The organism is Kitasatospora sp. NPDC088391 (assembly GCF_044753345.1).
Taxonomy (GTDB): Bacteria; Actinomycetota; Actinomycetes; order Streptomycetales; family Streptomycetaceae; genus Kitasatospora.
On record NZ_JBIVNB010000004.1, the window covers coordinates 276814 to 301471 of the forward strand.

The 24658-nt window shown below is 73.7% G+C and carries 26 protein-coding genes; 13 read left to right on the plus strand and 13 right to left on the minus strand.

Annotated elements, in window-relative coordinates:
• The first annotated feature begins 37 nt into the window (after positions 1-37).
• Entirely contained in the window at positions 38-391 is a 354-nt protein-coding gene (locus tag ACIQBJ_RS14365; protein WP_400708668.1) for a hypothetical protein, read from the plus strand.
• Positions 392-445: 54 nt separating this feature from the next.
• Here ACIQBJ_RS14365 and ACIQBJ_RS14370 read toward each other — a convergent pair whose 3' ends face one another.
• Positions 446-1396, minus strand: a complete 951-nt coding sequence (locus tag ACIQBJ_RS14370; RefSeq protein ID WP_400708670.1) for a beta-ketoacyl-ACP synthase III — start codon at positions 1394-1396, stop codon at positions 446-448.
• Positions 1397-1563: 167 nt separating this feature from the next.
• Positions 1564-1998 (minus strand): hypothetical protein, encoded by a 435-nt coding sequence (locus tag ACIQBJ_RS14375; RefSeq protein ID WP_400708672.1) that lies wholly within the window; start codon positions 1996-1998, stop codon positions 1564-1566.
• A gap of 368 nt (positions 1999-2366) precedes the next feature.
• Between ACIQBJ_RS14375 and ACIQBJ_RS14380 the strand changes: the two genes are divergently transcribed.
• Positions 2367-2972 carry a TetR/AcrR family transcriptional regulator gene (locus tag ACIQBJ_RS14380; protein ID WP_400708674.1) on the plus strand — a complete coding sequence of 202 codons (606 nt, stop codon included), beginning with the start codon at positions 2367-2369 and terminating at the stop codon, positions 2970-2972.
• Positions 2973-3100: 128 nt separating this feature from the next.
• Complete coding sequence (locus ACIQBJ_RS14385) at positions 3101-3565, plus strand: hypothetical protein (RefSeq protein ID WP_400708676.1); 465 nt, start codon at positions 3101-3103, stop codon at positions 3563-3565.
• A gap of 6 nt (positions 3566-3571) precedes the next feature.
• On the opposite strand, the gene ACIQBJ_RS14390 is transcribed toward ACIQBJ_RS14385, so the two are convergent.
• The 6 genes from ACIQBJ_RS14390 to ACIQBJ_RS14415 all read right to left on the minus strand — a co-directional run bounded on the left by ACIQBJ_RS14390 (position 3572) and on the right by ACIQBJ_RS14415 (position 7517).
• Positions 3572-4102 carry a hypothetical protein gene (locus ACIQBJ_RS14390; protein ID WP_400708678.1) on the minus strand — a complete coding sequence of 177 codons (531 nt, stop codon included), beginning with the start codon at positions 4100-4102 and terminating at the stop codon, positions 3572-3574.
• Positions 4065-4391 carry a hypothetical protein gene (locus ACIQBJ_RS14395; protein ID WP_400708680.1) on the minus strand — a complete coding sequence of 109 codons (327 nt, stop codon included), beginning with the start codon at positions 4389-4391 and terminating at the stop codon, positions 4065-4067. Before ACIQBJ_RS14395 ends, ACIQBJ_RS14390 begins: the two co-directional genes overlap by 38 nt.
• Entirely contained in the window at positions 4285-5934 is a 1650-nt protein-coding gene (locus ACIQBJ_RS14400; RefSeq protein ID WP_400708682.1) for a hypothetical protein, read from the minus strand. The genes ACIQBJ_RS14395 and ACIQBJ_RS14400 overlap by 107 nt, the downstream gene beginning before the upstream one ends.
• Positions 5931-6647: an ATP-binding cassette domain-containing protein gene (locus tag ACIQBJ_RS14405; RefSeq protein WP_400708684.1), complete on the minus strand. Its 717-nt coding sequence runs from the start codon at positions 6645-6647 to the stop codon at positions 5931-5933. The genes ACIQBJ_RS14400 and ACIQBJ_RS14405 overlap by 4 nt, the downstream gene beginning before the upstream one ends.
• 133 nt (positions 6648-6780) lie before the next feature.
• Positions 6781-7110 (minus strand): hypothetical protein, encoded by a 330-nt coding sequence (locus ACIQBJ_RS14410; protein ID WP_400708686.1) that lies wholly within the window; start codon positions 7108-7110, stop codon positions 6781-6783.
• A 41-nt stretch (positions 7111-7151) separates the two neighbouring features.
• A complete protein-coding gene (locus ACIQBJ_RS14415) occupies positions 7152-7517 on the minus strand; it encodes a response regulator transcription factor (protein ID WP_400708688.1) in 366 nt (121 codons plus the stop codon).
• Between the two features lie 472 nt (positions 7518-7989).
• On the opposite strand from ACIQBJ_RS14415, the gene ACIQBJ_RS14420 reads away from it, so the two are divergent.
• The 3 genes from ACIQBJ_RS14420 (at position 7990) to ACIQBJ_RS14430 (ending at position 11339) form a co-directional block, all read left to right on the plus strand.
• Positions 7990-8832: a nitrilase-related carbon-nitrogen hydrolase gene (locus tag ACIQBJ_RS14420; protein WP_400708690.1), complete on the plus strand. Its 843-nt coding sequence runs from the start codon at positions 7990-7992 to the stop codon at positions 8830-8832.
• A gap of 3 nt (positions 8833-8835) precedes the next feature.
• A complete protein-coding gene (gene hydA, locus ACIQBJ_RS14425) occupies positions 8836-10224 on the plus strand; it encodes a dihydropyrimidinase (RefSeq protein WP_400708692.1) in 1389 nt (462 codons plus the stop codon).
• Between the two features lie 116 nt (positions 10225-10340).
• Complete coding sequence (locus tag ACIQBJ_RS14430; RefSeq protein WP_400708694.1) at positions 10341-11339, plus strand: TIGR03842 family LLM class F420-dependent oxidoreductase; 999 nt, start codon at positions 10341-10343, stop codon at positions 11337-11339.
• Here the strand turns inward: ACIQBJ_RS14430 and ACIQBJ_RS14435 are convergent.
• Positions 11306-12199 carry an SDR family oxidoreductase gene (locus tag ACIQBJ_RS14435; RefSeq protein ID WP_400708696.1) on the minus strand — a complete coding sequence of 298 codons (894 nt, stop codon included), beginning with the start codon at positions 12197-12199 and terminating at the stop codon, positions 11306-11308. The two genes, ACIQBJ_RS14430 and ACIQBJ_RS14435, sit on opposite strands and share 34 nt — an antisense overlap.
• 142 nt (positions 12200-12341) lie before the next feature.
• On the opposite strand from ACIQBJ_RS14435, the gene ACIQBJ_RS14440 reads away from it, so the two are divergent.
• From ACIQBJ_RS14440 to ACIQBJ_RS14450, 3 genes are all read left to right on the plus strand, one after another.
• Positions 12342-12893, plus strand: coding sequence for a MarR family winged helix-turn-helix transcriptional regulator (locus ACIQBJ_RS14440; RefSeq protein WP_400708698.1), 552 nt, complete (start codon positions 12342-12344; stop codon positions 12891-12893).
• A gap of 98 nt (positions 12894-12991) precedes the next feature.
• Positions 12992-13471: a macro domain-containing protein gene (locus ACIQBJ_RS14445; protein WP_400708700.1), complete on the plus strand. Its 480-nt coding sequence runs from the start codon at positions 12992-12994 to the stop codon at positions 13469-13471.
• 147 nt (positions 13472-13618) lie between these two features.
• Positions 13619-14302: a hypothetical protein gene (locus ACIQBJ_RS14450; protein WP_400708702.1), complete on the plus strand. Its 684-nt coding sequence runs from the start codon at positions 13619-13621 to the stop codon at positions 14300-14302.
• A gap of 44 nt (positions 14303-14346) precedes the next feature.
• On the opposite strand, the gene ACIQBJ_RS14455 is transcribed toward ACIQBJ_RS14450, so the two are convergent.
• Positions 14347-15348 (minus strand): LD-carboxypeptidase, encoded by a 1002-nt coding sequence (locus ACIQBJ_RS14455; protein WP_400708704.1) that lies wholly within the window; start codon positions 15346-15348, stop codon positions 14347-14349.
• 147 nt (positions 15349-15495) lie between these two features.
• Between ACIQBJ_RS14455 and ACIQBJ_RS14460 the strand changes: the two genes are divergently transcribed.
• The 3 genes from ACIQBJ_RS14460 to ACIQBJ_RS14470 all read left to right on the plus strand — a co-directional run bounded on the left by ACIQBJ_RS14460 (position 15496) and on the right by ACIQBJ_RS14470 (position 19552).
• Positions 15496-17709, plus strand: a complete 2214-nt coding sequence (locus ACIQBJ_RS14460; RefSeq protein ID WP_400708706.1) for a hypothetical protein — start codon at positions 15496-15498, stop codon at positions 17707-17709.
• Between the two features lie 208 nt (positions 17710-17917).
• Complete coding sequence (locus ACIQBJ_RS14465) at positions 17918-18496, plus strand: helix-turn-helix domain-containing protein (RefSeq protein WP_400708708.1); 579 nt, start codon at positions 17918-17920, stop codon at positions 18494-18496.
• A gap of 114 nt (positions 18497-18610) precedes the next feature.
• The gene (locus ACIQBJ_RS14470) at positions 18611-19552 is read left to right on the plus strand and encodes a class I SAM-dependent methyltransferase (RefSeq protein WP_400708710.1); all 942 of its coding nucleotides are present in this window, start codon (positions 18611-18613) and stop codon (positions 19550-19552) included.
• 78 nt (positions 19553-19630) lie between these two features.
• On the opposite strand, the gene ACIQBJ_RS14475 is transcribed toward ACIQBJ_RS14470, so the two are convergent.
• Positions 19631-20209 carry a VanZ family protein gene (locus ACIQBJ_RS14475; RefSeq protein ID WP_400708712.1) on the minus strand — a complete coding sequence of 193 codons (579 nt, stop codon included), beginning with the start codon at positions 20207-20209 and terminating at the stop codon, positions 19631-19633.
• Positions 20210-20376: 167 nt separating this feature from the next.
• Between ACIQBJ_RS14475 and ACIQBJ_RS14480 the strand changes: the two genes are divergently transcribed.
• On the plus strand, positions 20377-20811 hold the full coding sequence (locus tag ACIQBJ_RS14480; protein WP_400708714.1) for a VOC family protein: 435 nt from the start codon (positions 20377-20379) through the stop codon (positions 20809-20811).
• Positions 20812-20893: 82 nt separating this feature from the next.
• Here the strand turns inward: ACIQBJ_RS14480 and ACIQBJ_RS14485 are convergent, their stop codons facing one another.
• Complete coding sequence (locus ACIQBJ_RS14485) at positions 20894-23071, minus strand: RICIN domain-containing protein (protein WP_400708716.1); 2178 nt, start codon at positions 23069-23071, stop codon at positions 20894-20896.
• A gap of 32 nt (positions 23072-23103) precedes the next feature.
• Complete coding sequence (locus tag ACIQBJ_RS14490) at positions 23104-24531, minus strand: ricin-type beta-trefoil lectin domain protein (protein WP_400708718.1); 1428 nt, start codon at positions 24529-24531, stop codon at positions 23104-23106.
• Between the last annotated feature and the right edge of the window lie 127 nt (positions 24532-24658).

Genomic DNA, 24658 nt, shown 5'->3' on the forward strand with positions numbered 1-24658 from the left:
CGCGACCAGGGAAGGACGCCGACCCCCGATGTCCCGCATGTCCCGCACGCCCTTCACGTCCTTGACGCCCTTCACGCGCAAGCGCGTCGCCGGCCTCGGCCTGCTCGCCGCGACCCTGCTGGGTGCCGCCGCCGGCCCCGCGGCCGCCCTCGACCCCGAGACCGTCACCGCCGTCGGCTCCCCCGGCGGCGTCGAGGCGCTCTGCCCGCAGGGCCTCAAGCCCGCCGACCCGCACGTCACCAACGGCGACGGCTCCCCGCTCGGCCCCGACCAGCGCTGGCGCCTCACCGTGATCGACGGCGGCCAGGGCTACGCGGCCTGGATCGCCCCCTACAACGACTCGCCGCCGCCGCCCGCGAGCATCGCGCTCACCATCAGCTGCACCTGCTGACGCACCCTCACCGGTGGGGGCGGACCCGGTCCGTCCCCACCCGGACGGCGCGTCTCAGGGGCAGGTGACGACCTGGCCGGCCCAGGACAGGCCGCCGCCGAACGCGAACAGCAGCACCCGGGCGCCCGGGCGCAGGTCGCCGCGCTCCACCAGCTTCGCCAGCGCCAGCGGCACCGAGGCCGCCGAGGTGTTGCCGGAGTCCACCACGTCCCGGGCGATCACCGCGTCCTCGCGCAGCCCGAGCTTCTGCACCAGCGACTCGATGATCCGCAGGTTCGCCTGGTGCGTCACCACCCCGTCCAGCTCCGCCGGGCTCAACCCGGCCGCCCGGCACGCCTGTTCGGCCAGCGCGGGCAGCTCGGTGGTCGCCCAGCGGAACACCGCCTGGCCGTCCTGCTCGAACTGCGGGTGCCACTGGTCCAGCAGCCGCACCGCGCTCGCCCGCGACGGGTCCGACCCCCACACCACCGGGCCGATCGCGCTGTCCGCCCCGTCGGTCGCCGACAGCACCGCCGCGCCCGCGCCGTCGCCCAGCAGGATGCAGCTGCGCCGGTCCGTCCAGTCGACCAGGTCCGACATCTTCTCCGCGCCGATCACCAGCGCGTGCTTGGCGGCGCCCGCCAGCAGCGAGTGGCCGGCCACCGAGAGCGAGGTGCAGAAGCCCGCGCAGCCGTTGTTCAGGTCGAACGCCACCGCGCCCGGAATGCCCAGCCGGCCCGCGACCTGCGCCGCGATCGACGGGCACCGGTCGACGGCGCTGCAGGTCGCCACCGTCACCTGCCCGATGTCCGCCGGGTCCAGGCCCGACGCGGCCAGCGCCTTCGCCGCCGCCGCGGCGGCCAGGTCGGTCACCGACTCGTCCGCCCCCGCGATCCGCCGCGTGACGATCCCGGTCCGGCGCCGGATCCACTCGTCGTCGGTGTCCACCATGGCCGCCAGCTCGTCATTGGTCAGCACCCGCTCCGGCTGATGGTGGCCCAGGGCTGCGATACGGACTCCGGACATGGCGGTTCCCTTCCTCGACAGCGGCCACCGGCCGATGCCGGGGCAACGGCCTGGAACATAGCATCCGACCGATCGGAAGCTAAACGCCGGACCGCGGAACGGACGCCCCTCGGCCGTCGCTCCGACCGACCCGTGTCCCGCCGGACTCCGACCGGCGCGGGCCCGTCTCACACAGCCGTCACCGGCCGGTACGGCTGCTCGTCGTGACTGATGCGCAGGGACCCGCCGACGAGCTGCCAGGAGACGCTGTGCCTGCTCAGCGCCCACGCCTCGGACCCGGTGCGGGCACCGTCGATCCACCGCCGCAGCTCGGGGAGCGCCTGCTCGCGCAGGAGCCGACGGGCGTCCGCCCGCTCGCCGCTCGGGACGGGGGTGACGAAGACGTGGACGCTCGACCACCAGCGGGGATGCAGGCCGCTGCCGTAGTTCGAGGGGAGCGGCGGCCGCCAGTCGGCGGTGAGGAGGGTCCCGTCCGACGTGCGGACGCTGCCGAAGTCGAACTGGAGCGCATCGGAGGGCGCCTCTTCGAGACCGGAGCCGATGTCCGTGGGCGTGAGAGGCCACGACAGGTGCTGCGGCAGGCGGCGATGACGAGCTGGCACGCGCCCGAGGATGACAGAGGACCTGGTGGCAGCGCCTGCGGATTTCGGGCCGACCCTGCGGCGGAGCGCTCGCATCCACCCGGGACGGGGCCGACCCGTGCCCCGGCGCACAAGGCTCCCGGCGTCGGCGGGACGCCCCCGGTTGGGGTCCGGCCACCGGACCCCGTTCGGCGCCGGTCGCACCTGACGGACCGTCCGGAGCCGCCCGGCGCAGCGGCTCCAGGGCCTCGTCCGGTTCCGTCGGGCGAGCGTGGCCCCCGCCCCACCCGGGGGGCGGGGTCCGGCCGGGCGGGGCGGGCACGCCGTAGGATGCGCGGACCGGGGCGCGCAGGGCGGACCCGGCCGGGACGGATCGCGGAGGAGGACCGATGAGCCCGCGCAACACCGCCGTCGAGGCCCGCCGGACCAAGGCCCGGATCATCGAGCGGAGCGTCGCGCTGGCCTCCGTGGACGGCCTCGAAGGGCTCACCATCGGGCGGCTCGCCACCGACCTCGGGCTGAGCAAGGCCGGGGTGCTCGGCCACTTCGGCACCAAGGAGGCGCTGCAACTCGCCACCCTGGAACGGGCCTCCGCCGTCTTCACCGCCCTGGTCTGGGCCCCGGCGGCCGACGCCGAACCCGGGCTGAGCCGCCTGCGCGCGGTCTGCGAGAGCTGGATCTCCTACCTGGAGCACGCCCGCGAGACCTTCCCCGGCGGCTGCCTGTTCACCACCGCGGCCGTCGAGTTCGACGCCCACGACGGGCCGGTCCGCCGCAACCTGGCCCGGCTGCTGTTGCTCTGGCGCCGCCGCCTGGCCGGCGAGGTCCGGCTCGCCGTCGACGCCGGGGAACTGCCCGCCGACACCGACCCCGAGCAGATCGTCCACGAGCTCACCGGCATCTACCTGGCCCTCAACCAGGCCCTGCAACTGCTCCGCGACCCGCTCGCGGCCACCCGCACCCGCCGCGCCCTGCACCGCGTCCTCGCCGCCTGACCGGCCCGACCCGCCCGCTCCGACCCCCGGGGGCCGGTCCGGACCGCCCGTCCCGGTCCGGGAAATCCCGGTGACGGTGCCGCGCCCGGGTGGCAGGATGCGGGGCATGACCGACTGCCGAAAGGCCCGTGCCGCGTAACCGACCGCGCGCCCTGCGCGCCCGGACGCCCGCCCCGCCCCGCTGGTCCCGTACGCCGCCGACGCGCATCCGCGGCCTGTCCGCCGCCGCGAGCCTGGACGTGCACCGCGTCGAGCGGGAGCACCCCGGCTTCGCCGTGACGGCCGGGTCGACGGCGGCCGCGCTCGACCGCTACCGCGCGTTCGTCCGGCGGTTCGGCGACCGCCCGCTGTACCCGCGCGAATCCTGGTGCGGGTCCTGCCCGGGCTGCAACGCCGTCGACGACGTCCGCCACTCCCGGGACGCGCTGCACGAGGTGCTGGCCCGGCTGCCCCCGCGCTCCCGGGCCGAACTCGCCCGGCTGGTCCGCCCGTTGGACGCCGAGTTCCGCCGCCGCACGCTCCCCGACCCGTTCGCGGGCCGACCGGGGGAGCCCTGGTGGTACCGGCGGGCTGCCGAGCCGCCGTGGGGGTGACCGGAATCAGCAGGGCGGCGGGATCAGCGGCGCGCGCAGCGCCTGCCACAGGGCCCGGCCGTCGCCGAACGGGGGCAGCAGCAGGACCAGGTGGGCCAGGTACCACCAGGACAGCGGCCGGTCCAGGGCGGTCAGGTGCAGCACCGCGCCGACGGCGGCGCAGGAGAGCGGTCCGGCCAGGGCCACGGCCGCGGACTGACGGGGCGTCAGGATGCCCTCGGGCACCAGCGAGGTCCGCCAGGCGGTCCGCTCCAGGATGAGGTGGGTGACGGTGCGGACCCGCTTCAGCACCAGCGCGTGCGCGCACTCGTGCAGGACGAACGGCGCGACCAGGCCCAGCGCGGCCGGTTTGGCCAGCAGCAGCCAGGCCATCGCGGCGGGCACGCCGTCCCCGGAGCGGACCCGCCAGAGCAGGGCGGCGCCCAGCAGCAGGCCCGCCAGCGCGAGCAGCGGCCACACCTGGACGGCCACCGCTCCGCCGACGGTGCGCAGCCGCAGCTCAGTGCTCGCGTACCTGGTGCTGGAGGAGCTGCTCACGACGCTGCCTCAACTCCCGGAAGAAGAACTGGACCAGTAGCAGGACGAAGGACAGCACCAGGAACAGCACCAGCAGCGGCACCGGGTCGTCGACGCCCGCGGTGATGCCGGTCGCGCCGTTGGCCCGCTGCACCGTCTCGAACACCATCGCGCCGAACAGCCCCCGGTGCGCCCCGTAGTCGTCACCGTCCGTGGAGAACATCAGGACGAGCAGCGTGCCCGCCGCCGTCACCAGCGTCAGCAGCGCCGCCCCGGCGGCGGCCCGTACGACCGACCGTGCCTCGAACATGCCATCTCCTCGCTTCACTCGCTTCGATTCCTCGGATCGCGTACCGGGCGAGGGCGCCGAACGCCCCGGCCAGGCAGAGCACCAGCGCCCACGGGGGCAGGTCGAGCAGGCCCAGCCCGATCAGCGACAGGCCCAGGACCACGGTCGTCACGGACAGCCCGAGGAAGACCGAGAACGGGTTGTCCTTCTCGGCCGGGAACACCACGCTGACGCAGGTCGTCGTCACCGCCCCGCCCAGCCCGGCGGCGACCGCGGCCGCGCCGGACAGCCAGCGGCCCGGCTCCACGGCCGTGGTGAGCACGTACCCGGGCACCGCGAACACCGCCAGCAGCACCGCCTGCGCGCGCACCAGCCGCAGCCAGACCCGCCAGGCCGGCTCCCGGACGCCGGGCAGCAGCCGCAGCGGCAGCGTCGCGGTGAACTGGTACAGGCCGCCGAAGGACAGCGCGGTCAGCGCCCACATCGGGTTCGTCCCGGGCCGGGCCACCAGCAGGTAGCCGAACACCGCCACCGCCAGCACGGCCGCCGCCACCGTCTGCGCGCTGCGCAGCAGGCACCAGTCGTACGGCCCGAGGAAGCGGCGCAGCCGGACGCTGCCGGGCAGCTTCAGGTACGCGGACTGCGGCAGGTGCCGGTTCGGGGCGAGCGCGAACACCAGCACCACCAGCACCGCCGCGAGCAGCAGCGAACCGGCCAGGGCCGCCACCGGGCCGAACCGGTGCCAGGCCCAGGAGACGCTGGTGACCCAGGTGTAGCGGGTGCGGTCCTCCAGGTAGGCGCCGGCGACGTCCTGGACCAGCCCGGCGGTGCCCGCCGAGTAGGCGGCGGCCCCGGCGAACAGCACCAGCACGTTCAGCAGGCCCGCCATCCGCCCCAGGCCGGCCAGCATCCACAGCCGGGTCAGCAACTGGTGCGCCACCGAGAGCAGCAGGTAGCAGAGCAGGGTCGGCAGCACGATCGAGGCGGTGATGAAGCCGACCGCCGAAGGGCCGAGCAGCAGCAGCGAACTCACGGCCAGTGAGACCAGTCCGGCGGCGGCCACCAGGGCGGTCATCGCCGCCTCGTACATCAGGAACGCCGCCGCCCGCTCCCGGTTGGTGACCGGGAGCTGGTAGCTGAGCCGGAGCAGGCCCTCCGCGTTCAGGAACAGCACCTTCACCAGTAGGAAGGAGATCTGCACCCAGAGCAGCAGCGAGACCGTGGCGGCGTCGAACATCAGCCGCCAGATCCGGGCCTCGCCGGCCAGCGGGCGCAGGAAGAAGTAGGCGGCGGCGCACATCACCGCGAGCAGCAGCGCGGTCGCGCCCAGCACGAGGACCCGCACCGGCGCGGACTTCAGCACGCCCGCCCGCAGCACCCGGCGGCGGAAGAACACCAGCAGCATCCGGGCCAGCACGGCGGACTGCTTCAGCCGGACCGTCCCCGGGACCGCGCCCCGCCCCGTCCCGGCGGCCGGGGCCCCCGCCCCCGGGCCCTGCCCCCGGTCCTGCCCCCGGCCCTTCTCCCGGCCCTTCTCCCGGCCCTGCCCGGTCGGGGCCTTCACCGGGGACCGGACCCGAGGTGGTCGAACACCATCGCGGACAGCGAGCCGTGCCGCTCGACCAGTTCGGCGGTCGGCGCGTCCTGCACCACCTGGCCGAGGTCGAGGAAGACCGTGCGGTCGGCGAGGCGCTCCAGCACGGCGAAGTCGTGGGTGCACAGCAGCACCGACCGGCCCTCCGCGCGGACCCGGCGGAACTCCTGCTCGGCGAGGTGCAGCGCCTCCAGGTCGACGCCGTTCAGGGTCTCGTCCACGACGGTCAGCGGGCGGCGCACCAGCAGCGCCGAGACCAGCTGGGTCTTCTTCCGCATGCCGTGCGAGTAGTCCTCGACCAGGTGGTCGTAGCGGCCCTCCATGGCGAACCGGCGGAACAGGTCCAGCGCCTCCCGGTGGTCGACCTCCAGGTCGTACAGCCGCCCCATCATGGTGACGTACTCGCGGGCGGTCAGGAACTCCGGCAGGTAGTCGTTGCTGGCGAGGTAGAGGGCCTGTTTCTTCGCCTCGGGCCGGTCGTGCGGGTGGCCCGCGATCCGGACCGATCCGGCCTGCAGGCGCACCAGGTCGAACAGGTTGCGGATCAGGGTCGACTTGCCGGAGCCGTTCGGCCCGACCAGCCCGGTGATCGTGCCTTCCTCCAGGACGAGCGAGACGTCCTGGAGCACATTGACCATGCCGTCGTAGGAGAAACTCAGGTCCTGCACATTCAGGAGGGACACGGTCGTGTTCGATCCTTTGCCGAGTCGGCGAACCGGGGCGATGCCCAGGCCGTCCCGGCGCGGACCGGGACTTCCTGGGCACCTGGTGGATTTCCCGCGCTCCGGACCTCCGGCGGTCCGGACCGTCAGACGGTCAGACGCATTCCGCGTTGACCTTCAGACCGAAGTCCTTGAACGACCAGCTGCCGGTGAACTTCTTCCCCTGGTAGACCACGCACCAGATCACCAGGCCGGCGAAGATGGTGGCGCCGAGCGCCAGGATGACGGCGGTGAAGATCAGGAACCAGGCGTCGTAGCGGACCAGGCCGCGGTCGACCTTCGCCCGGATCGAGGCGAGGGCCCGGGTCGGTGCGTTGACCGCGGCGACGTACGCGCCGATCGCCACGGAGCTGCGGACGGAACCGGCCGGAGCCGACTCCGCGAGGGCAATTTCCTTCTCCAGGACCGGAGTTGACGCAGACATAGGTGCTCTCCTCATCGGTTGGCAGTGCCATGACGAAAGTGTCACACCCGTCCGGGCGGCACCAGTGTCCGCAAGGACACCGAGGCCGGTCGCCCGGTCGCGGCCGCCGTCGGGTGGTCGTCCCGACAGGTGAACACCGCCACGATCGCCGCCTCGGTCCGCGAGGTGATCCCCAGCTTGAGCAGAATGCTGGCGACGTGCTTCTTGACCGTGCGCTCGGTGATCCGGAACCGTGCGGCGATGGCCGCGTTCGGCCGGCATTCGCCCAGCGCCCGGAGGATGTCGAGTTCACGCCCGGTCAGGAGGGAGAGGTCGGTCTCCCGCACCCAGGGCGGCGGGGCCACTCCCTCGGCGCAGAGGTGAATCCCCTGATGATCATATTCATCCCCGCCCAGTGCCTTTGGCATGCGTGACCCCCCGTGGTCCCGACATCCGCCCGCTCGGCCGTGATCGGCCCCCGGCATCGTAGGGAGACGGCAAAGAGGGAGTCAAGACGGAATATCGGCCTCGCCCATTTCCGCACACTCCATTCACCTCGGTGAAATCCCGCCCCGAAGCCGCAGGTCGGCGCGGTGGCGATGTGCTGACAGAAATTGTCACAAGGGAGCGGGGGCGGGTATTCCGCATCGGCGGCCCCGTTCGAGGACGGCGGGCGGAGGCGGGGAGGTGGGCAGGCAGCGGGGAGGCGGCGGTCGGGGCGGGTGCCGCCGACTCATTCGAAAGAAAATGGTCGAGAATCCGTCAAGGACGGGCACAGATGAACACGGCGGGACCGAATTTCTCCGGACTCCCGCGTGGCACGCGCTCTCTCGCGGGACAGCTCCTAGTCTCGACGGTCTACAGCGTCATCCGCTGAGCCTTCGAGCGAGGAGTACGACCATGAGTCGTGTCGTCAGGGCAGCCCTGTTCCAGACCGCGTGGACGGGCGACAAGGAAACGATGCTCGCGGCCCACGAGAAGGCCGCCCGGGACGCCGCCGCGCAGGGCGCGCAGGTCATCGGGTTCCAGGAGGTGTTCAACGCCCCCTACTTCTGCCAGGTGCAGGAGCCGGAGCACTACGCCTGGGCCGAGCCCGTCCCCGACGGCCCCACCGTGCGCCGGATGAGCGCGCTCGCCCGCGAACTCGGCCTGGTCATGGTCGTCCCGGTCTACGAGATCGAGCAGGCCGGCTTCTACTACAACACCGCCGCCGTCATCGACGCCGACGGCAGCTACCTCGGCAAGTACCGCAAGCACCACATCCCGCAGGTCCGCGGCTTCTGGGAGAAGTACTACTTCAAGCCCGGCAACCTCGGCTGGCCGGTGTTCGACACCGCCGTCGGCAAGGTCGGCGTGTACATCTGCTACGACCGGCACTTCCCCGAGGGCTGGCGCGCCCTCGGCCTGGCCGGGGCGGAGATCGTCTACAACCCCTCCGCGACCAGCCGCGGCCTCTCCGCCTACCTGTGGCAGCTCGAACAGCCCGCCGCCGCCGTCGCCAACGAGTACTTCGTCGCCGCGATCAACCGCGTCGGCGTCGAGGAGTACGGCGACAACGACTTCTACGGCACCAGCTACTTCGTCGACCCGCGCGGCCAGTTCGTCGGCGACGTCGCCTCCGACAAGCACGAGGAACTCGTCGTCCGCGACCTCGACCTCGGACTGATCGAGCAGGTCCGCCAGCAGTGGGCCTTCTACCGGGACCGGCGCCCCGACGCCTACGGCCCGCTCACCGAGGGCTGAGCCGTGACCCGGACCCTGATCACCGGCGGACTCGTCGTCACCGCCGCCGAGGAGACCCGCGCCGACGTGCTGATCGAGGACGGCCGGATCGCCGCCCTCGCCCTGCCGGGCAGTCAGCAGTGGACCGCCGACCGGGTGTTCCACGCCGACGGGAAGTACGTGATCCCCGGCGGCGTCGACGCGCACACCCACATGGAACTGCCCTTCGGCGGCACCCACGCCTCCGACACCTTCGAGACCGGCACCCGCGCCGCCGCCTGGGGCGGCACCACCACCGTCGTCGACTTCGCCGTCCAGAGCCGGGGCGACTCGCTGCGCGCCGGACTCGACGCCTGGCACGCCAAGGCCGAGGGCAACTGCGCCGTCGACTACGCCTTCCACATGATCGTCTCGGACGTGAACGACGCGACGCTGCGCGAGATGCCCGGACTGCTCGCCGAAGGCATCAGCTCCTTCAAGCTGTTCATGGCCTACCCCGGCGTCTTCTACTCCGACGACGGACAGATCCTGCGCGCCATGCAGCAGGCCGGCGACACCGGCGCGCTGATCATGATGCACGCCGAGAACGGCCCCGCCATCGACGTGCTGGTCGAACAGGCCCTGGCCCGGGGCGAGACCGACCCGCGGTACCACGGCGAAGTCCGCCGCGCGCTGCTGGAGGCCGAGGCCACCCACCGCGCCGTCCAGCTCTCCCGGGTGGCCGGCTCCCCGCTCTACGTCGTCCACGTCTCCGCCCGCGAGGCGCTCGCCGAACTCGCCGCCGCCCGCGACCAGGGGCTGCCCGTCTTCGGCGAGACCTGCCCGCAGTACCTCTTCCTCTCCACCGACAACCTCGCCGAACCCGGCTTCGAGGGGGCCAAGTACGTCTGCTCCACCCCGCTGCGCCCCAAGGACCACCAGGCCGCGCTCTGGCGCGGCCTGCGCACCGACGACCTCCAGGTGGTCTCCACCGACCACTGCCCGTTCTGCTTCAAGGGCCAGAAGGAACTCGGCCTCGGCGACTTCTCGAAGATCCCCAACGGCCTGCCCGGCGTGGAGAACCGGATGGACCTGCTCCACCAGGCCGTGGTGGACGGCCACCTGACCCGCCGCCGGTGGATCGAGATCGCCTGCGCCGCCCCCGCCCGGATGTTCGGCCTGTACCCGCGCAAGGGCACCCTCGCGCCCGGCTCCGACGCCGACGTGGTGATCTACGACCCGCACGCCACCCAGGTGCTCTCCGCCGCCACCCACCACATGAACGTCGACTACTCCGCCTACGAGGGCCGCACCGTCACCGGCCGGGTGGAGACCGTGCTCTCCCGGGGCGAGGTGGTCATCGACCGGGGCGAGTACCTCGGCCGCACCGGACACGGCGCCTTCCTGCGCCGCTCCACCTGCCAGTACCTCTGACCGCACCCGCACCCGCACCCGCACCCGCACCCGCACCCGCACCCGCACCCGCACCCGCACCCGCACCGCCCTTCCCCCCCCCCCGTCACCCTCCGCACCCCGGGAGCTCTCGCACAGTGGACTTCGGACTCGTCCTGCAGACCGACCCGCCGGCCGCCAAGGTCGTCGAGCTGATGCGCCGCGCCGAACAGCGCGGCTTCCGCTACGGCTGGACCTTCGACTCCGCCGTGCTCTGGCAGGAACCCTTCGTCATCTACAGCCGCATCCTGGCCGAGACCGAACGGCTGCACGTCGGCCCGATGGTCACCAACCCCGGCACCCGCACCTGGGAGGTCACCGCCTCCACCTTCGCCACCCTCAACGACATGTACGGCAACCGGACGGTCTGCGGCATCGGCCGCGGCGACTCCGCGATGCGGGTGGCCGGCCGCCGCCCCAACACGCTGGCCCGGCTCGGCGAGGCCATCGACGTCATCCGCGACCTCGCCGAGGGCCGGGAGGCCGAGGTCGACGGCAACCCGATCCGGCTGCCCTGGGTGAAGGACGGGCGGCTGCCCGTCTGGATGGCCGCCTACGGGCCCAGGGCGCTGGCCCTGGCCGGACAGAAGGCCGACGGATTCATCCTGCAACTCGCCGACCCCTTCCTCACCGAATGGATGGTCAAAGCCGTTCGCCGGGCCGCCGAGGAGGCCGGCCGCGACCCCGCCGCGATCACCGTCTGCGTCGCCGCGCCCGCCTACGTCGGCGACGACCTCGCCCACGCCCGCGAGCAGTGCCGCTGGTTCGGCGGCATGGTCGGCAACCACGTCGCCGACCTGGTGGCCAAGTACGGCGAGCACTCCGCACTCGTCCCCGAGGAACTCACCGCCTACATCAAGGACCGGCACGGCTACGACTACAGCCACCACGGCCGGGCCGGAAACCCCTCCACCGACTTCGTCCCCGACGGCATCGTCGACCGCTTCTGCCTGCTCGGCCCCGCCTCCGCGCACGTGGAGAAGCTGCGCCTGCTGCGGGAGCTGGGGGTGGACCAGTTCGCGGTGTACGCGATGCACGACGCGCGCGAGGCGACGATCGACGCCTACGGGGCGGAGGTGATCCCCGCCCTCGGCTGAGCGGGCGGGCCCGGTCGGTGCGCGGCGAACTCCCCGGCGTGCTCGACCGCCCACTGGCGGAAGGTCCGCTCCGGGCGGCCGAGCAGCGTCCGGGTGGTGTCGCCGAGGGCGGCCGGGGCGCCGCCGCTCGCCGCGGCCCAGTACGTCAGCAGCGATTCGACGAAGGCGGCGGGCATGTGGCGGCCCAGCTGCTCGGCCGCCGCCGCCCGGCCTATCGTCTCCACCGGGATCTCCCGGCCCAGCACCTCGGCCAGCACCGCGAGCTGCCGGCGCAGCGTCAGCGACTCGCCGCCGGTGACCGTCACCGCGCGGCCGCGCGGCTCCCGCCCCGTCAGCGCGGCGAAGGCCAGCTCGGCCAGATCCTCCGGATGGACCACCGCCAACGCGGCTTCCGGATAGGGCAGTTCGATCGGCAGGCCCCGGCCGATCGGGTGGGCCCAGGCCAGCGCGTTGCTGGCGAAGGAATCGGCCCGCAGCAGCGTGCAGGACAGGCCGGAGGCGAGCAGCGCCTGCTCGACCCGCAGGTTGTGCGAACCGAGCGGGTCCTCCGCCGCGGCCTCGGACAGCACCGCGGCGGAGGAGAGCAGCACCACGTGCTCGACGCCCGCGGCGCGGGCCGCCCCGACGAAGGCGTCGACCCCCGAGGGCTCCGGATAGAGGAAGACCTGGCGGACGCCGGACAGCGCGGCCGCGAAGGTCTCCGGCCGGCCGAGCGCCAGCTCCACCGACTCCACCCCGGCCGGGACGGACAGCTCCCCGGGCCGGGCGCTCGCGGCGCGGACGGGCAGGCCGGCGGCGTGCAACCGCCGGACGACACCGCGGCCGACCTGGCCGCGGGCACCGGTGACGAGAACGGTCATGGGAGAACCCCCTGAACTCGGAGAGAGGCGTGACGACGCCTGCCGCAGAGCACCCCGCCCCGCGACCAAGATGCATGCTTTCATGCACACAATTGCGCGACAACATATTTTTGTCCCCGCGCATGGACCTACCATGGAGCCCATGACCAAGCAGGACTGGCCGCACGACGCCCGGCCGAACGCCGCCGAGCCGCACGGTGCCCAGCCGAACGAGACCTGGCGGCACGGGAGCGCCGACGAGTTGCTGGACGCCGTCGGCCCGGCCTTCGGCAAGCTGCGCCGCACCTCGCTGCTGGAGGTCGAGCACCCGATCTCCGCCAAGGACCTCAGCCGCACCCTGGTGCTGAACCTGGTGCTGGAGCACACCCGCGACCGGGAGCGGGAGGTCACCGTCGGCGCGATCGCCGAACTCCTCGCCGTCGACCCCTCGGTGGCCAGTCGGATGGTCACCGACAACATCAAGGCCGGCTACCTGCTGCGCGCCGCCTCCCAGCAGGACGGCCGCCGCACCGTGCTCCGGCTCAGCCCCGCCGGCGAGGAGCTGATGGCCCGGTTCCGCCGCCACCAGCGCTCCGCCTTCGAGTACATCACCGCCGACTGGCCGGAGGCCGAACGCCTGGAGTTCGCCCGCCTGATGCTCAAGTACGTCGACTCCCTCGACCACCTCAAGGACCACCGCCGCACCCGCGCCTGACGACGGATCGGCCGCACCCGTCGGCCCCGTCCTCGGTGTCGGCGGCCCCGGCCCAGGTGTCGGCCCCGGTGTCGGCGGGGGGTGCGAGGATGGCGGGCATGAGTGAGACGATCGTGTACGTCCGTGGTGACGCGACCGCCCCGCGGGGGAAGGGGACGCGGATCGTCGCGCACGTCTGCAACGACCTCGGCGGGTGGGGCAAGGGCTTCGTGCTGGCGCTGTCCAGGCGGTGGCCCGAGCCGGAGGCGGCGTACCGGCGGTGGCACCGGGAGCGCGCGGGCAACGACTTCGGTCTGGGCGCGGTCCAACTGGTGCAGGTCTCGCCGTACTTGTGGGTGGCCAACATGGTGGGTCAGCGCGGCACCCGCACCGCCCGTTCCACCGGCGTCCCGGTCCGCTACGAGGCGATCGACACCGCGCTCGGCGCCCTCGCCGGGCACGCCGGGCGGCTGGGCGCCTCCGTCCACATGCCCCGGATCGGCTGTGGCCTGGCCGGCGGCCGCTGGGAGCGGGTCGAGCCCCTGGTCACGGCCCGCCTGACGGCCCGCGGCATCCCCGTCACGGTCTACGACCACTGACCCGGCCGCCCCGGGGCGCGGGCAGGCCCCCTTCCCCGGGGCCCGGCCCGGAGGCATCCTGTTCGAACACCGGGTGACGGGCCGTCGGGCGGCCGCACCGGGCCGGTTCGGGGGACGTCGGGGGACGTCGGGGGAACGGGGGAGGGCATGGACCTGCGTCAACGGGTGCTGCGGCGGAGTCCGTTGGTGGTCTGGACGCTGAACGGCCTGCTCGGGGTGTCGAGCCTGCTGTTCCTGCACGCCATGGTGCGGCAGAACCTGTCGGGGGCGGCGCTGACCCACTGGCCGTGGTCCTGGCAGCTGCTGGACGCGCAGAGCGCGACCGCGGCGCTGATGGCCGCGACCGGCGCGATCGTCGCCCGGGCCCAGTTCGCCCGCACGGTGCAGCCGTTGCTCGGCGTCTCGGCCTGGACGGCGGCCGGGCAGGCCCCCGGCGGGGTGCTGTCCTGGACGTGCTACCTGCGCAACGAGGGGCACGGCTCGCTGGTGGTCAGGTCGATCGACTACCGGGTGGACTTCACCGCGACGGCCGACTCGCCCGCCACCAGCACCGGCTGGACCACCCGGGACGCGGTGGTCGAGGCGGCGGCGGAGCGCGGGCTGCGCTCCGGCACCGACTACCGCCTCACCTCGATGCGGCCCAACGGCGTCCTCGGCAGCGAGAGCCGGTTCATGCTGGCCTGGTTCGCCGAGACCGGGCTGGCCGTGATCGCCGACGCCTACGTCCGGATCACCGTGCAGGACCGCCTCGGCGACCTGCACGGGCGGGCGATCTCCTGCCTGATCGACGCCGACCGCGAACTTTCCCACCCGATGACCGACCTGACGTAGCCGGTGCGCCGCCCGGGAACGGCCGGACGGCCCGGGCCGCCGGTTCAGGACGGGGGCGCCACCGCCGGTTCGAGCAGCGACAGGGTCCGCCGCCGGGCGTCCAGGCCGGCGCGGAGGCCGATCGGCATCGGGAGGTTCGGGCCGGCGTGGCCGAAGTCGACGTTGCCCAGGACCGGGACGTCCCGGTCGCCGAGGACGTCGAGGACGATCTCGGCGAGGGACGGGGAGGAGCCGGGTTCGAGGCCGCCGATCCCGTGCGGGACGCCCACGACCATGCCGGCGATCCGGTCGAGGACGCCGCTGTGCCGCAGGACGTGCAGGTAGCTCCAGACGTACGAGGCCAGGCCGCCCATCTCCTCCCAGAACAGGATCGCGCCGTCGAAGCGTTCGAGGGGGAGGGCGAAGGGCGTCGCCCGGGCCAGCACGAGGCGGTTGATCACCCCGCCGATCAGCGGGCCCTCGGCCCGGCCGGGGCGCCAGCACTCCCAGGCGGGGCCGGTGGGCAGGGGGCCGAGCGGCCCGGTGCCGGTCAGCAGGGCGCGGTAGAGCCGCTCCAACTCGCCGCGCCGGGCCGGGGACGCGGAGCGCCAGTTCCCGCCGAAGCCGGGGACGGCCATGTCGGCGTGGAAGCCGACCAGGCCGGTGCGGGCGTGCAGCACCAGGTGCAGCAGCGAGATGTCGCTGTAGCCGAGGATCGGCTTGGGGTCGGCCCGGACCGCCTCGACGTCGATCAGGTCGAGGTAGCCGAGCACGGTCTGCCCGCCGTCGGCCGCGACGATCGCGCGCACCTCGGGGTCGCGCAGCAGGCCGTTGAGCTCGGCGGCGATCTCGGCGGGCGGGGCCGCGCTCCACCACCGCCCGCGCCCCGCCTCCAGGAGCGGGGCCCGCCGGACCCGGAACCCCATCCGCTCGAAGACCGCCACCGTCCGCCCGACGTTGGGCTCGTACGCGGCCGGCAGCGGTCCGGAGAGCGCGGCGACGACGACCAGGTCCCCCGGCGCCAGGGCGCGCGGCCGCAGCAGCGGGATCGGTGCGGAAGCTGTCATGCCGTCAGTTTCGCCGGTTCCCGGGCCGGCGGCACCCGCTTTCCGCCGGACCCGGAGCACCCGGCGGAACGGGCGCCGAGGAGGGACGGGCCCGGCGCCGCGGGAACGCGGTGGAAAGCGGGTGCGGGCGACTGCGAGGATGCGCGCATGCTGCACGAGTTCGCGCCGACGGTCCTGCGCCACACCCGCCGCCTCCCGCTGCCCACGCCCACGTCCGCGCCCGCTCCCGGGCCCGGGTCCGCGTCCGCGGCCGATCGGTGGGAGCAAGGGGCCGCCGCGGCACGCCAGTTGGACGTGGCGCTGGTGTCGGCCGGGTTCAAGCTGTCGACGGCGCTGCTGGCGCACCTGTCGGAGCTGGACGCGGCGCGGGTGCGGGAGGTCGCCGCCGGTCTGCTGCCGGTGGTGCGGGAGTCGGTGGGCGACCACGTCCGGCACAACGCGTACTTCGTGGACTTCCCGCACCACGTGCCCGACACCCTGGAGTTCTGGGCCGGGCTGATCGGGGCGGCGCTGGCCGACGAGACGGCCGCCACCCCGTGGACGGGGACCGGCGCGGTGAACCTGCTGGAGCTCCCCGGCTACGGCACCTACCGGCACACCTACCGCGAACTGCTGGACGCGCACCAGGAGTTGGTGGCCGGTGCCGGTGACCGCCTGACGGTCCTGGAACTCGGCGGGGAGCCGGAGGCGGAGGTCGGCGCGCTCTACCTGGCGCTGGCCGGCAGCCCCACCCCGCTCGGCGAGGACGGGCTGCGCGACCTCGCGGCGCTGGCCGCGCACTGCGCCGACGGACCGCAGCCGGAGCGGATGCCCGTCCGGGAGAACCGCGCCGTGGTGAACGCGGCCCGACTGCGGGCCGGCGCCCCGCTGCTGCTGGACACCGTCACGGACGTGCTCCGGTTGGCCTGCGCGCTCTGCGACGGCGACGTCGGACTGGGCACGCCGACCAGGTTCGGCCCGCTGTCCCGGCCGGTCCGCCGGGCCCTGCTGGCCGGGCTGGACGCCGTGGTCGCGGCCGCCCCCGGGAAGCTCGCGGACGTGCCCGCGCACCGGGAGGCGTTCAAGCGGCTCGGCGAGCGCCTGCACCCGCACGAGTACCCGCGCTGGCCGCACGCCGCCGAGGTGTTCGCGGTCGCCCGCGGCGAGCGCGCCGTCCGGACGCCGGACGGCCGGGTCGAGGAACTGCTCGCCGCCGGTGACGTGTCCGGCGCCGCCGCGCTGCTCGCCGCCACCCCGGGCCGGCTGCTGCGCGCCCTCGACCGGCTGCTGCGCACCTGCCGCACGGACGCGGAGCGGGCCGCCGTGCTGGCGGCGGCCGAACGGGCGCTGCCCGGGGCGGCCGGCCCGCTGCTGCTGTCGGTCCGCGAGCACCTGCACCACCGGGGCGCCGGCGGCGGCGCCCGCCGGGTGTTCGTCAACCGGCGGGCCCACGCCAAGGTGCTCGCCGACACCCGGGCGCCGCTGCCGGAGGCCGAACGGGAGCGGCTGATCGGGCTGCTGGACGACGAGGTGGCGAGCCGGCTCCCGTCCGGGCCGCGGCGGCTGCTGGTCGACCCGGACGTCCTGGAGATCGCCCTGCCGCTCAGCGGCCGGGCCGCCGGGACGGGGTTCGGCGTGCTCCCGCGCGGCTCGCTCTCGCCCGTCCGCGGCGAGCTGCTGCGCTTCTTCGTCTACTGGAAGCAGCGCGCCGAGACCACCGACTTCGACCTGTCCGCCCTGATGCTCGACGAGGAGTACGACCACCCGGTCTGGCTGTCGTACACCGAGCTCAAGTCGCTGGCGGGTGAGCACTCCGGGGACGTCACGGAAGCCCCCGACGGGGCCTCGGAGTTCATCAACCTGCGGCTGGACGCGGTGCGGGAGGCGTACATCGTGCCGCAGGTCAACGTCTACAGCGGCGAGGGCTTCGAGCAGGTCGAGGAGTCCTTCTTCGGCTACATGCTGCGGGACGCCGAGCAGGAGGGCCTGCCCTTCGAGGCCCGCACGGTGCGGATGAAGTCCGAACTGCGCGGCCCGGGCCGGATCGCGCTGCCGCTGGTGTTCGAACGGACCCCCGAAGGCGCCTGGCGGGCCCGCTGGCTGCACCTGTACCTGCGCGGGACGCCGGCCGCCAACCGGGTCGAGACGAACCGGGTCACGGTGGCCGACCTGCTGGCGGCCGCCACCGGGCAGGAGCGCGTGACGGTGCGTCACCTGCTGGACCTGATGGTCCGCCGGGGCGCCACCGTCACGCTGCTCGCGGACGGCGCCCCGGTGCCGGAGGGGACGACCGACTACCTGGGGCTGGAACGGCCGGACGGGCTGCCCGCCGGCGTCCGGGTCGTCACACCGGAGAACCTGCGCGACCTGCTGCCCGCCTGAGTGCTAGCGTGTGCGGCGGCGAGGCCATGGACGGGCTTCCTTCTCCTTCCTCTCTGAAACCAGTCCGTCCGCTCTCCTCGCCGCCGACTCCCGCCGGGGTGCCGTTCGACGGCACCCCGGCGTCGTCGTTCCGCCGTTCCCGGCTGCTGTCCCGGCCGCCGTCCCGCCTGCCGCCCCGGGCCCGCCCGCGGCCGTAGCATTGCTGCCCATGGCGGAGGAGAACGGTGAGCTGGACAGCCTGGTGCGCCGGCGGATTCGGGCGCTGCGGGTCGCGCAGGGCTGGTCGCTGGAGGAACTGGCCGGGCGGGCCAACCTGAGCCAGTCCTCGCTGAGCCGGATCGAGAACGGACAGCGCCGCCTGGCCCTCGACCAACTCGTCACGCTGGCCCGGGCCCTGGACACCACGCTCGACCAACTGGTGGAGACCGCCACCGAGGACGTGGTGATCAGCCCCACCGTCGACGCCGCGCACGGCCTGCTGCGCTGGCCGGTCAAGGGCGACCCGGGGATCAGCGTGGTCCGGCAGCGGATGACCGAGCCGCCGCCGGAGAACCCCGCGAAGATGCGGGCGCACCCCGGCCGGGAGTGGCTGGTGGTGCTCTCCGGGACCGCGGTCCTGATGCTCGGCCACCGCCGCATCCGGATCGCCGTCAACCAGGCCGCCGAGTTCCCCACCATGATGCCGCACGCGATCGGCGCGGAGGGCGGCCCGTGCGAGCTCCTCGGCATCTTCGACCGCGACGCCCGCCGCGGCCACCTGGCCGACCCCGGCCCCGGCAACTGCTGAGCGTCCCGCCCCGCAGGGGTGCCCCTTGCGCCTCCGACATGGTCCGGACCGATCTTCTTGCGCATTCCGGGAGGGTGCGTGCTCCCCGGGCATGACGCCCCTACGGTGGGGAGCATGAGCCACGGACCCCAGCCCGACCAGCCCGACCACCACCAGCCCGATCACCACCAGCCCGATCACCACCGCCACCAGCACGACCACCGACCCGGGCACGACCACGCCGCGTCCGCCGAGGACGAGGCCGGGCAGGCCGAAGTCCTCGACCTGGACGCCGAGGTGCTGGCCGGGCACCTCGCCGCCGTCGCCGACTGGCTGCCGCTGGCGGCCGGGCCGCGCCGGATCGTCGACCTGGGCTGCGGCACCGGCGCCGGCACCTTCGCCCTGCTGGAGCGCTTCCCCGAGGCGGAGGTGCTGGCGGTGGACGCCTCGCCCGCCCACCTGCTGCGGCTGCGTGAGAAAGCGTGCGCGCGCGGACTCGACGACCGGGTCCGCACCGTGCAGGCCGACCTGGACGCCGCCGACTGGCCCGACCTCGGCGCACCCGACCTGGTCTGGGCGTCCGCGTCGGTGCACCACCTGGCCGACCCGGGGCGGGCGCTCCGCGCGGTCCGCGGACTCCTCGCCCCGGACGGCCTGTTCGCGCTGGTCGAGCTCGCCGGCTTCCCGCGCTTCCTGCCCCCGGACGCCCCCGCCGGGCGCCCCGGACTGGAGGAGCGCTGCCACGCCGCGACCGACCGGCTGCACGCCGAGCACGTCCCGCACCGGGGCGCCGACTGGGGGCCGCCGCTGACCGCCGCCGGGTTCGCGCTCGCGGGGGAGCGCACCGTCACCGTCGACCTGGACGCCGACACCTGCGACGCGGGCCGGGACGCGGTCGGCCGCTACGCCCTCGCCACCCTGCGGCGGGTCCGCGGCGCGGCCGCCCCGCACCTCGACCCCGCGGACCTGGACGCCCTGGACCGCCTGCTGGACGCCGACGGGCCGGACGGCCTCGCCCGCCGCGCCGACCTCGGCGTCCGCACCGAACGCCGGGTCTGGGCCGCCCGTCCGGCCTGACGACCCGTCACCCGGAGTCGCCCGTCCGGCCCGACGCCCCGTCATCAGGCGCCCGGCGCGGACGCCGCCGCCCGGAGCTCAGCGCCTGCGGTACAGCGCGCGCCCGAGCCGCCGTCCGAGCAGCAGGTGGCCGAGCAGCGCACCGGCGGTGTTCAGCAGCACGTCGTCCACGTCGAAGGCCCGGCCGACCACCAGGAAGCCCTGCGCGACCTCCACCGCCAGCATCACGAAGGCGGTCAGCGCGGTCGCGGCCAGCACGCTGCGCAGCCGGGGGAACAGCACCGGCAGCAGCACGCCGAACGGCACGCCCAGCAGCAGGTTCCCGCCGACCTGCTGGGCCGCGGTCCGGACGGCCGGCCGGTCCAGGTAGGTCCGCAGCGAGCTGCCCGGATGGAAGTTGGGGTGCACCAGGTGCCGTGCTCCCGGCTCCGGCACCAGCGTCACCCGGGCCAGCGCCACCGCGAACGCCACCGTCAGGGCCAGCGCGGCCAGCAGGATCAGGGCCCGGACCACGGCGGTCAGCGGGCCGCGCCGCTGCAGGAACGGCGGCCCGGCGGCCCGTGCCCCGGCGCCGTCCGCCGGAACCGCGCCGACGGCCCCCTTCCCCTTCCCGTCCTCCTGCCGCACCACCGCGCCGGTCCGCGCTCTGCCGCCCACCGTGACCGCCTTCCCCACCCTCGACACCCTCGACACCCTGGACATCCGCCGTCCGGGTCCTCCCGCGGCGGCACGTCGCGCGGATACCCCGGAACGCCCGTCGCACGCCGGGTCGGGCGGCCGGAAAATCACGGGCGCGGCCCGGAAGCCGCTGCTACGGTGGCGCGATGAGTTCGATCAGGCAGGTTCAGATCACCTTCGACTGCGCGGAGCCGCGCCGGGTCGCCGCGTTCTGGTGCGAGGTGCTGGGGTACGTCATGCCCGCGCCCCCGGAGGGCTTCGCCTCCTGGGAGGAGGCCGAGCGCGAACTGCCCGCGGAGAAGCAGGGCGGTTGGGGCGTGGCCGCCGACCCGACGGGCGCGGGCCCGCGGATGTACTTCCAGCGCGTCCCCGAGGGCAAGGTCGTCAAGAACCGGGTGCACGTGGACGTCCGGGTCGGTACCGGCCTGGTCGGTGCCGAGCGCCTCGCGGTGCTGGAGGCCGAGGCCACCCGCCTGGAGAAGCTGGGCGCCACCCGGCTGCAGTTGCTGCTCGCCGACGAGGAGAACGAGTCCTGCCAGGTGATGCAGGACATCGAGGGCAACGAGTTCTGCCTCGACTGACGCCCCGTCAGGACCGCGTGGTGACTGCGCGGCAAGGGCCGTCCCTCCCGCACGGAGGGGCGGCCCTCGCCGTTCCCGGGGCCTACGGGTAGGCGACCAGGTCGGCGACGTTGGTGGCCGAATTGGACGGGCCACCGGTCGAGTTGATGACGTGGTTGATGGTGCCGGTGCCGCCGAGCGAGACGGTCACCATGTCGTGGAAGCGGACGCCGCTGCGGTTCGGGACCTCGAAGGAGTGCTCCTCGACCACGGCCGGGTTGACGTTGAAGTAGGCGTAGGAGCCCAGGCCCCAGGCCTCGTGGGCGGTCACCGCGTCGGCGACCTTGTAGGCCGGGTAGCCGCGGGTCGAGCCGTTCGTCCAGGCGGCCTGGTTCGGCGGGTCGTACGGCAGCTCGTTCTGGAAGAAGTACGTGCGGCCGTTGTTGCCGTTCCAGATCACCTGGGTCTGCTGGTAGTGCTCGACGAACAGGCCGTACATGGTGACGTTGTTGCCGTTGACGACCAGCCCGTTGGCCGCGGTGTTGCTGGTCCAGCCGACGCCGCTGCCGTGGTCCGCGCGCCACAGCCACATGTGGTCGCCGATCACGTTGTTCGAATTGACCACCAGCGACTGGGTGGCCCTGCCGACGCCCGCGCCGCCGATCCGGAAGAACACGTCGTGCAGCGAGGTCGGGTCGGCCGAGTGGTCGGCGGCGGAACCGGCCGCGCCGATCTGCATCAGCACCGGGGAGTTGGTCGTCCCCGCGTCGATCAGCAGCCCGGCCAGCTTGACGCCGTCCACGTCCGCGACGTTCACGGCGGTGACGCCGTTGTCCGGGACGAGGGTGGCGAGGCCCAGGCCGAGCACCACGGTGTCGGCGCGGTTGACGTTCAGGGTCTGGTTCAGGTGGTAGACGCCCGGGGTGAAGAGCAGGTTCTTGCCCTGCGCCAGCGCCGCGTTGATGTCGGCCGCGCTCGCGCCCGGCTTCACGATGAAGAACTGGTCGATCGGCAGCGAGCTGCCCTGCTGCGCGCCGCCCGCCCAGGTGGTGCCGGAGGTGTTGGTGCGCAGCGCCGGGACGAACACCTTGTAGGCGCCCGCCGAGTCGACGTACAGGAAGGGCTTCTCGCGCACCACCGGGGTCTGGTTCACCGTCGTGTAGGGCGGGTTGGGGAAGGAGTTGGCGGGCGCGTTGACGTCGCCGACGAACACCATGTTCCAGTTCGAGCCCGTCCAGCTGCCCCACTGGGCGTTGCGCGAGAGCCACTGCTGCTGGGAGCCGGAGCGGAGCTGGCCGTCGATCTTCGAGTCGGCGATGAAGCCGCCCGAGGACCAGCCGCCGTCGTCCAGCTGCAGGTTGCCGCGGACATGCATCCGGCGGTAGGGCGCGGCCTGGGAGACCGCCCAGCGGTCGGTGCCGCCGGTCGGGTTGACGGACAGGTTCTCGGCCGAGCGCCAGAAGTTCTGCGTCGCGTTGCCCTGGAACCAGTCGGCCTCGGCGTGCACCGCGCCGTTGATGGTGACGTCGTCGGGGGACAGGCCGAGGCCGGCGACCTGGGTGTAGAAGCCGACGTTGGCATCCACGGTGTAGTTGCCCGGCTTGAACAGCAGGGCCTGGCGCTGGGCGCCGAACTGGTTGGACTCCTGCTGGGCGAAGACCGCGTTCAGCTTGGCCTGGACGGTCGCGGCGGGCGTCGACGGGTCGAAGACGGCCACGTTCGGCCCGAAGTCGGGCGTGCCGGGCGGGTTGGTGACGGTGCTCCCGAAGGTGAAGGACTGCGCGGTGGTGCCGTTGCAGGCGTACTGCTGCAACGGCACGGCGTCCGCGGTCGAGGCGCTCGGCACGTCCAGGCACTTGCCGCTGTTGCGGTTGACGAAGTGGTACGCGCCGCTGCTCTCGGCGACGGCCTGCCACTGCTGGTTCGCGCCGCCGCCGTACGTCCAGAGCTGGACCTTCGCGCCGTCGGCGGTGGAGACGTCGACGACGTCCAGCGACTTCGAGGTGTCGTTCTGGTTGTTGATCCGGACGTAGCCGTTGCCGAGGTCCTGGACCTGCCACTGCTGGGCGGTGGTGCCGTTGCACGCGTACTGCTGGACGACGGTGCCGTTGGCGGTGGCGGCCGCGGCGGCGTCCACGCACTTGCCGGAGTTCTGCGCGACCAGGGTGGTCGCCCCGGTCGGGACGGCGGCCAGCGCGGCCGGGGCGGGGGACAGCAGCACCGCCGAGGAGGCGAGCAGGCCGGCGGTGGCCGTCAGCGGGAGAAGGGTCTTCCTGCGCACGGGAGTTGCTCCTTTCGTTGTCCGACGGTCCGTCAGGCGGGCAGGTTCCACTGCTGGTTGGCTCCGGCGAAGCAGTCCCAGATCTGCAGCCGGGTGCCGTTCGCCGAGGACGGGCCGGTGGCGTCCAGGCAGCGGCCGGAGACCGGGTTCACCAGGGTCTTGTTCGACTGGGCCTGCCACTGCTGGGCGCCGGTCCCGTTGCAGTCGTACAGCTGGACCTGGGTGCCGTTGGCGGTGCCGGCGGCCGTGACGTCCAGGCATTTGCCGAGCGCGCGCAGGGTGCCGTCGGTGCCGACCGTCCACTGCTGGGCGGTGGTGCCGTTGCAGTCGTAGAGCTGGATCGCGGTGCCGTTCGCGGAGTTGGCGGCCGCCACGTCCACGCACTTGCCGCCGTAGCCGGTGACCTGCCCGGTGCGGCCGCCCGGCGGCGGGGTGGTGGTGCCGCCGGTGAGCTGGTTGAAGGTCTTCGAGAACTGGTACGCCGACTGCGGGGTGCCGCTGCAACTGTCGGACAGCGTGCCGTTGGTGGCGCACGCCTTGTCGCGGCCGACCGCCCAGAAGGCCAGCAGTTGGATGCCCTTGGACGCGGCGAAGGTCTCCAGGGTCTGCGCGTTGGCGGTGGAGAACACCTCGGAGGTGGTGTCGTTGACCCCGATCATCGGGGTGTTGCCCTCCATCGCCCACAGCTGGTCGGAGGTCTTGGACGTCCAGATCTGGCCGAGCTGGGTGTGCAGGCCGTTGGCGGCGCTGATCGCGGCCTGGCCCATGTCCATCGGCGAGCCGTAGTCCATCGTCATGATGTTGACGGCGTTCACGGTCAGCCCGCGGCTCTTGGCGTTGTTCAGCAGGCTGATCGAGTTGGATTCGAGTCCCGAAGGGCTGACCGGCAGCGTGTAGTTGACGTCGAGGCGCTTGCCCGCGGCCGCCTGGGCCTGCTGGAGCTGGGCCAGCGCCTGGTTGCGGCGGTCGTTGGCGGCGGTGTCGTTCAGCGCGCCACCCTCGACGTCCAGGTCGATCCTGGTCAGGCTGAGCGCGTCCACCACCCGCTTGTACTGGGCCTGGAGGGTGGAGACGCTGGTGCACGCCTGGCCCAGCTCGGTGCCGGAGGCGCCGCCGAAACTGGCGATCACGTCGCCGCCGGCCGCCCGGTGCGCGTTGATCGCGTTGGTCCAACCGGCGTCCGTGATCGGGGTGTTGCCGTTGAAGGTGGCGTTGCAGCTGCCGTCGCTGATCACGAAGGCCAGGGTGACGTACTTCAGCCCGCCGCCGTTGCGGGCGTCCGCCAGGGTGTTCGGCGAGTTCCAGGTCTCCAGGTACGGGGCGGCGTAGTGCGCGGGGAAACCGGGCCCGGGGTTGGCGGCGGCCGAGGCCGGGCCGGCTCCGGCCACCAGCAGGGCGGCGGCGAGGGTGGCGGGCAGTGCGACGGCCGCGGCCGTGCGGCGGAGAGTGGGGCGGATCAAGGCGGCTCCTCGTGGGGGAGAACGTCCACTCGTTCATGAAGTGAACGCGAAGCGATGCCTGAGGGAGCGTCCGGAGCGGTCCGGGCAGGGTGCGCCGCCCGCCTGACGGCGGATCAGTGGTGGTGGC

Coding starts and splice junctions, on each gene's coding strand:
- ACIQBJ_RS14365 (WP_400708668.1), top strand. CDS start 38: ATGTCCCGCACGCCCTTCACGTCCTTGACGCCCTTCACGCGCAAGCGC.
- ACIQBJ_RS14370 (WP_400708670.1), bottom strand. CDS start 1,396: ATGTCCGGAGTCCGTATCGCAGCCCTGGGCCACCATCAGCCGGAGCGG.
- ACIQBJ_RS14380 (WP_400708674.1), top strand. CDS start 2,367: ATGAGCCCGCGCAACACCGCCGTCGAGGCCCGCCGGACCAAGGCCCGG.
- ACIQBJ_RS14395 (WP_400708680.1), bottom strand. CDS start 4,391: ATGTTCGAGGCACGGTCGGTCGTACGGGCCGCCGCCGGGGCGGCGCTG.
- ACIQBJ_RS14410 (WP_400708686.1), bottom strand. CDS start 7,110: ATGTCTGCGTCAACTCCGGTCCTGGAGAAGGAAATTGCCCTCGCGGAG.
- ACIQBJ_RS14415 (WP_400708688.1), bottom strand. CDS start 7,517: ATGCCAAAGGCACTGGGCGGGGATGAATATGATCATCAGGGGATTCAC.
- ACIQBJ_RS14420 (WP_400708690.1), top strand. CDS start 7,990: ATGAGTCGTGTCGTCAGGGCAGCCCTGTTCCAGACCGCGTGGACGGGC.
- ACIQBJ_RS14435 (WP_400708696.1), bottom strand. CDS start 12,199: ATGACCGTTCTCGTCACCGGTGCCCGCGGCCAGGTCGGCCGCGGTGTC.
- ACIQBJ_RS14440 (WP_400708698.1), top strand. CDS start 12,342: ATGACCAAGCAGGACTGGCCGCACGACGCCCGGCCGAACGCCGCCGAG.
- ACIQBJ_RS14445 (WP_400708700.1), top strand. CDS start 12,992: ATGAGTGAGACGATCGTGTACGTCCGTGGTGACGCGACCGCCCCGCGG.
- ACIQBJ_RS14450 (WP_400708702.1), top strand. CDS start 13,619: ATGGACCTGCGTCAACGGGTGCTGCGGCGGAGTCCGTTGGTGGTCTGG.
- ACIQBJ_RS14455 (WP_400708704.1), bottom strand. CDS start 15,348: ATGACAGCTTCCGCACCGATCCCGCTGCTGCGGCCGCGCGCCCTGGCG.
- ACIQBJ_RS14460 (WP_400708706.1), top strand. CDS start 15,496: ATGCTGCACGAGTTCGCGCCGACGGTCCTGCGCCACACCCGCCGCCTC.
- ACIQBJ_RS14465 (WP_400708708.1), top strand. CDS start 17,918: ATGGCGGAGGAGAACGGTGAGCTGGACAGCCTGGTGCGCCGGCGGATT.
- ACIQBJ_RS14470 (WP_400708710.1), top strand. CDS start 18,611: ATGAGCCACGGACCCCAGCCCGACCAGCCCGACCACCACCAGCCCGAT.
- ACIQBJ_RS14480 (WP_400708714.1), top strand. CDS start 20,377: ATGAGTTCGATCAGGCAGGTTCAGATCACCTTCGACTGCGCGGAGCCG.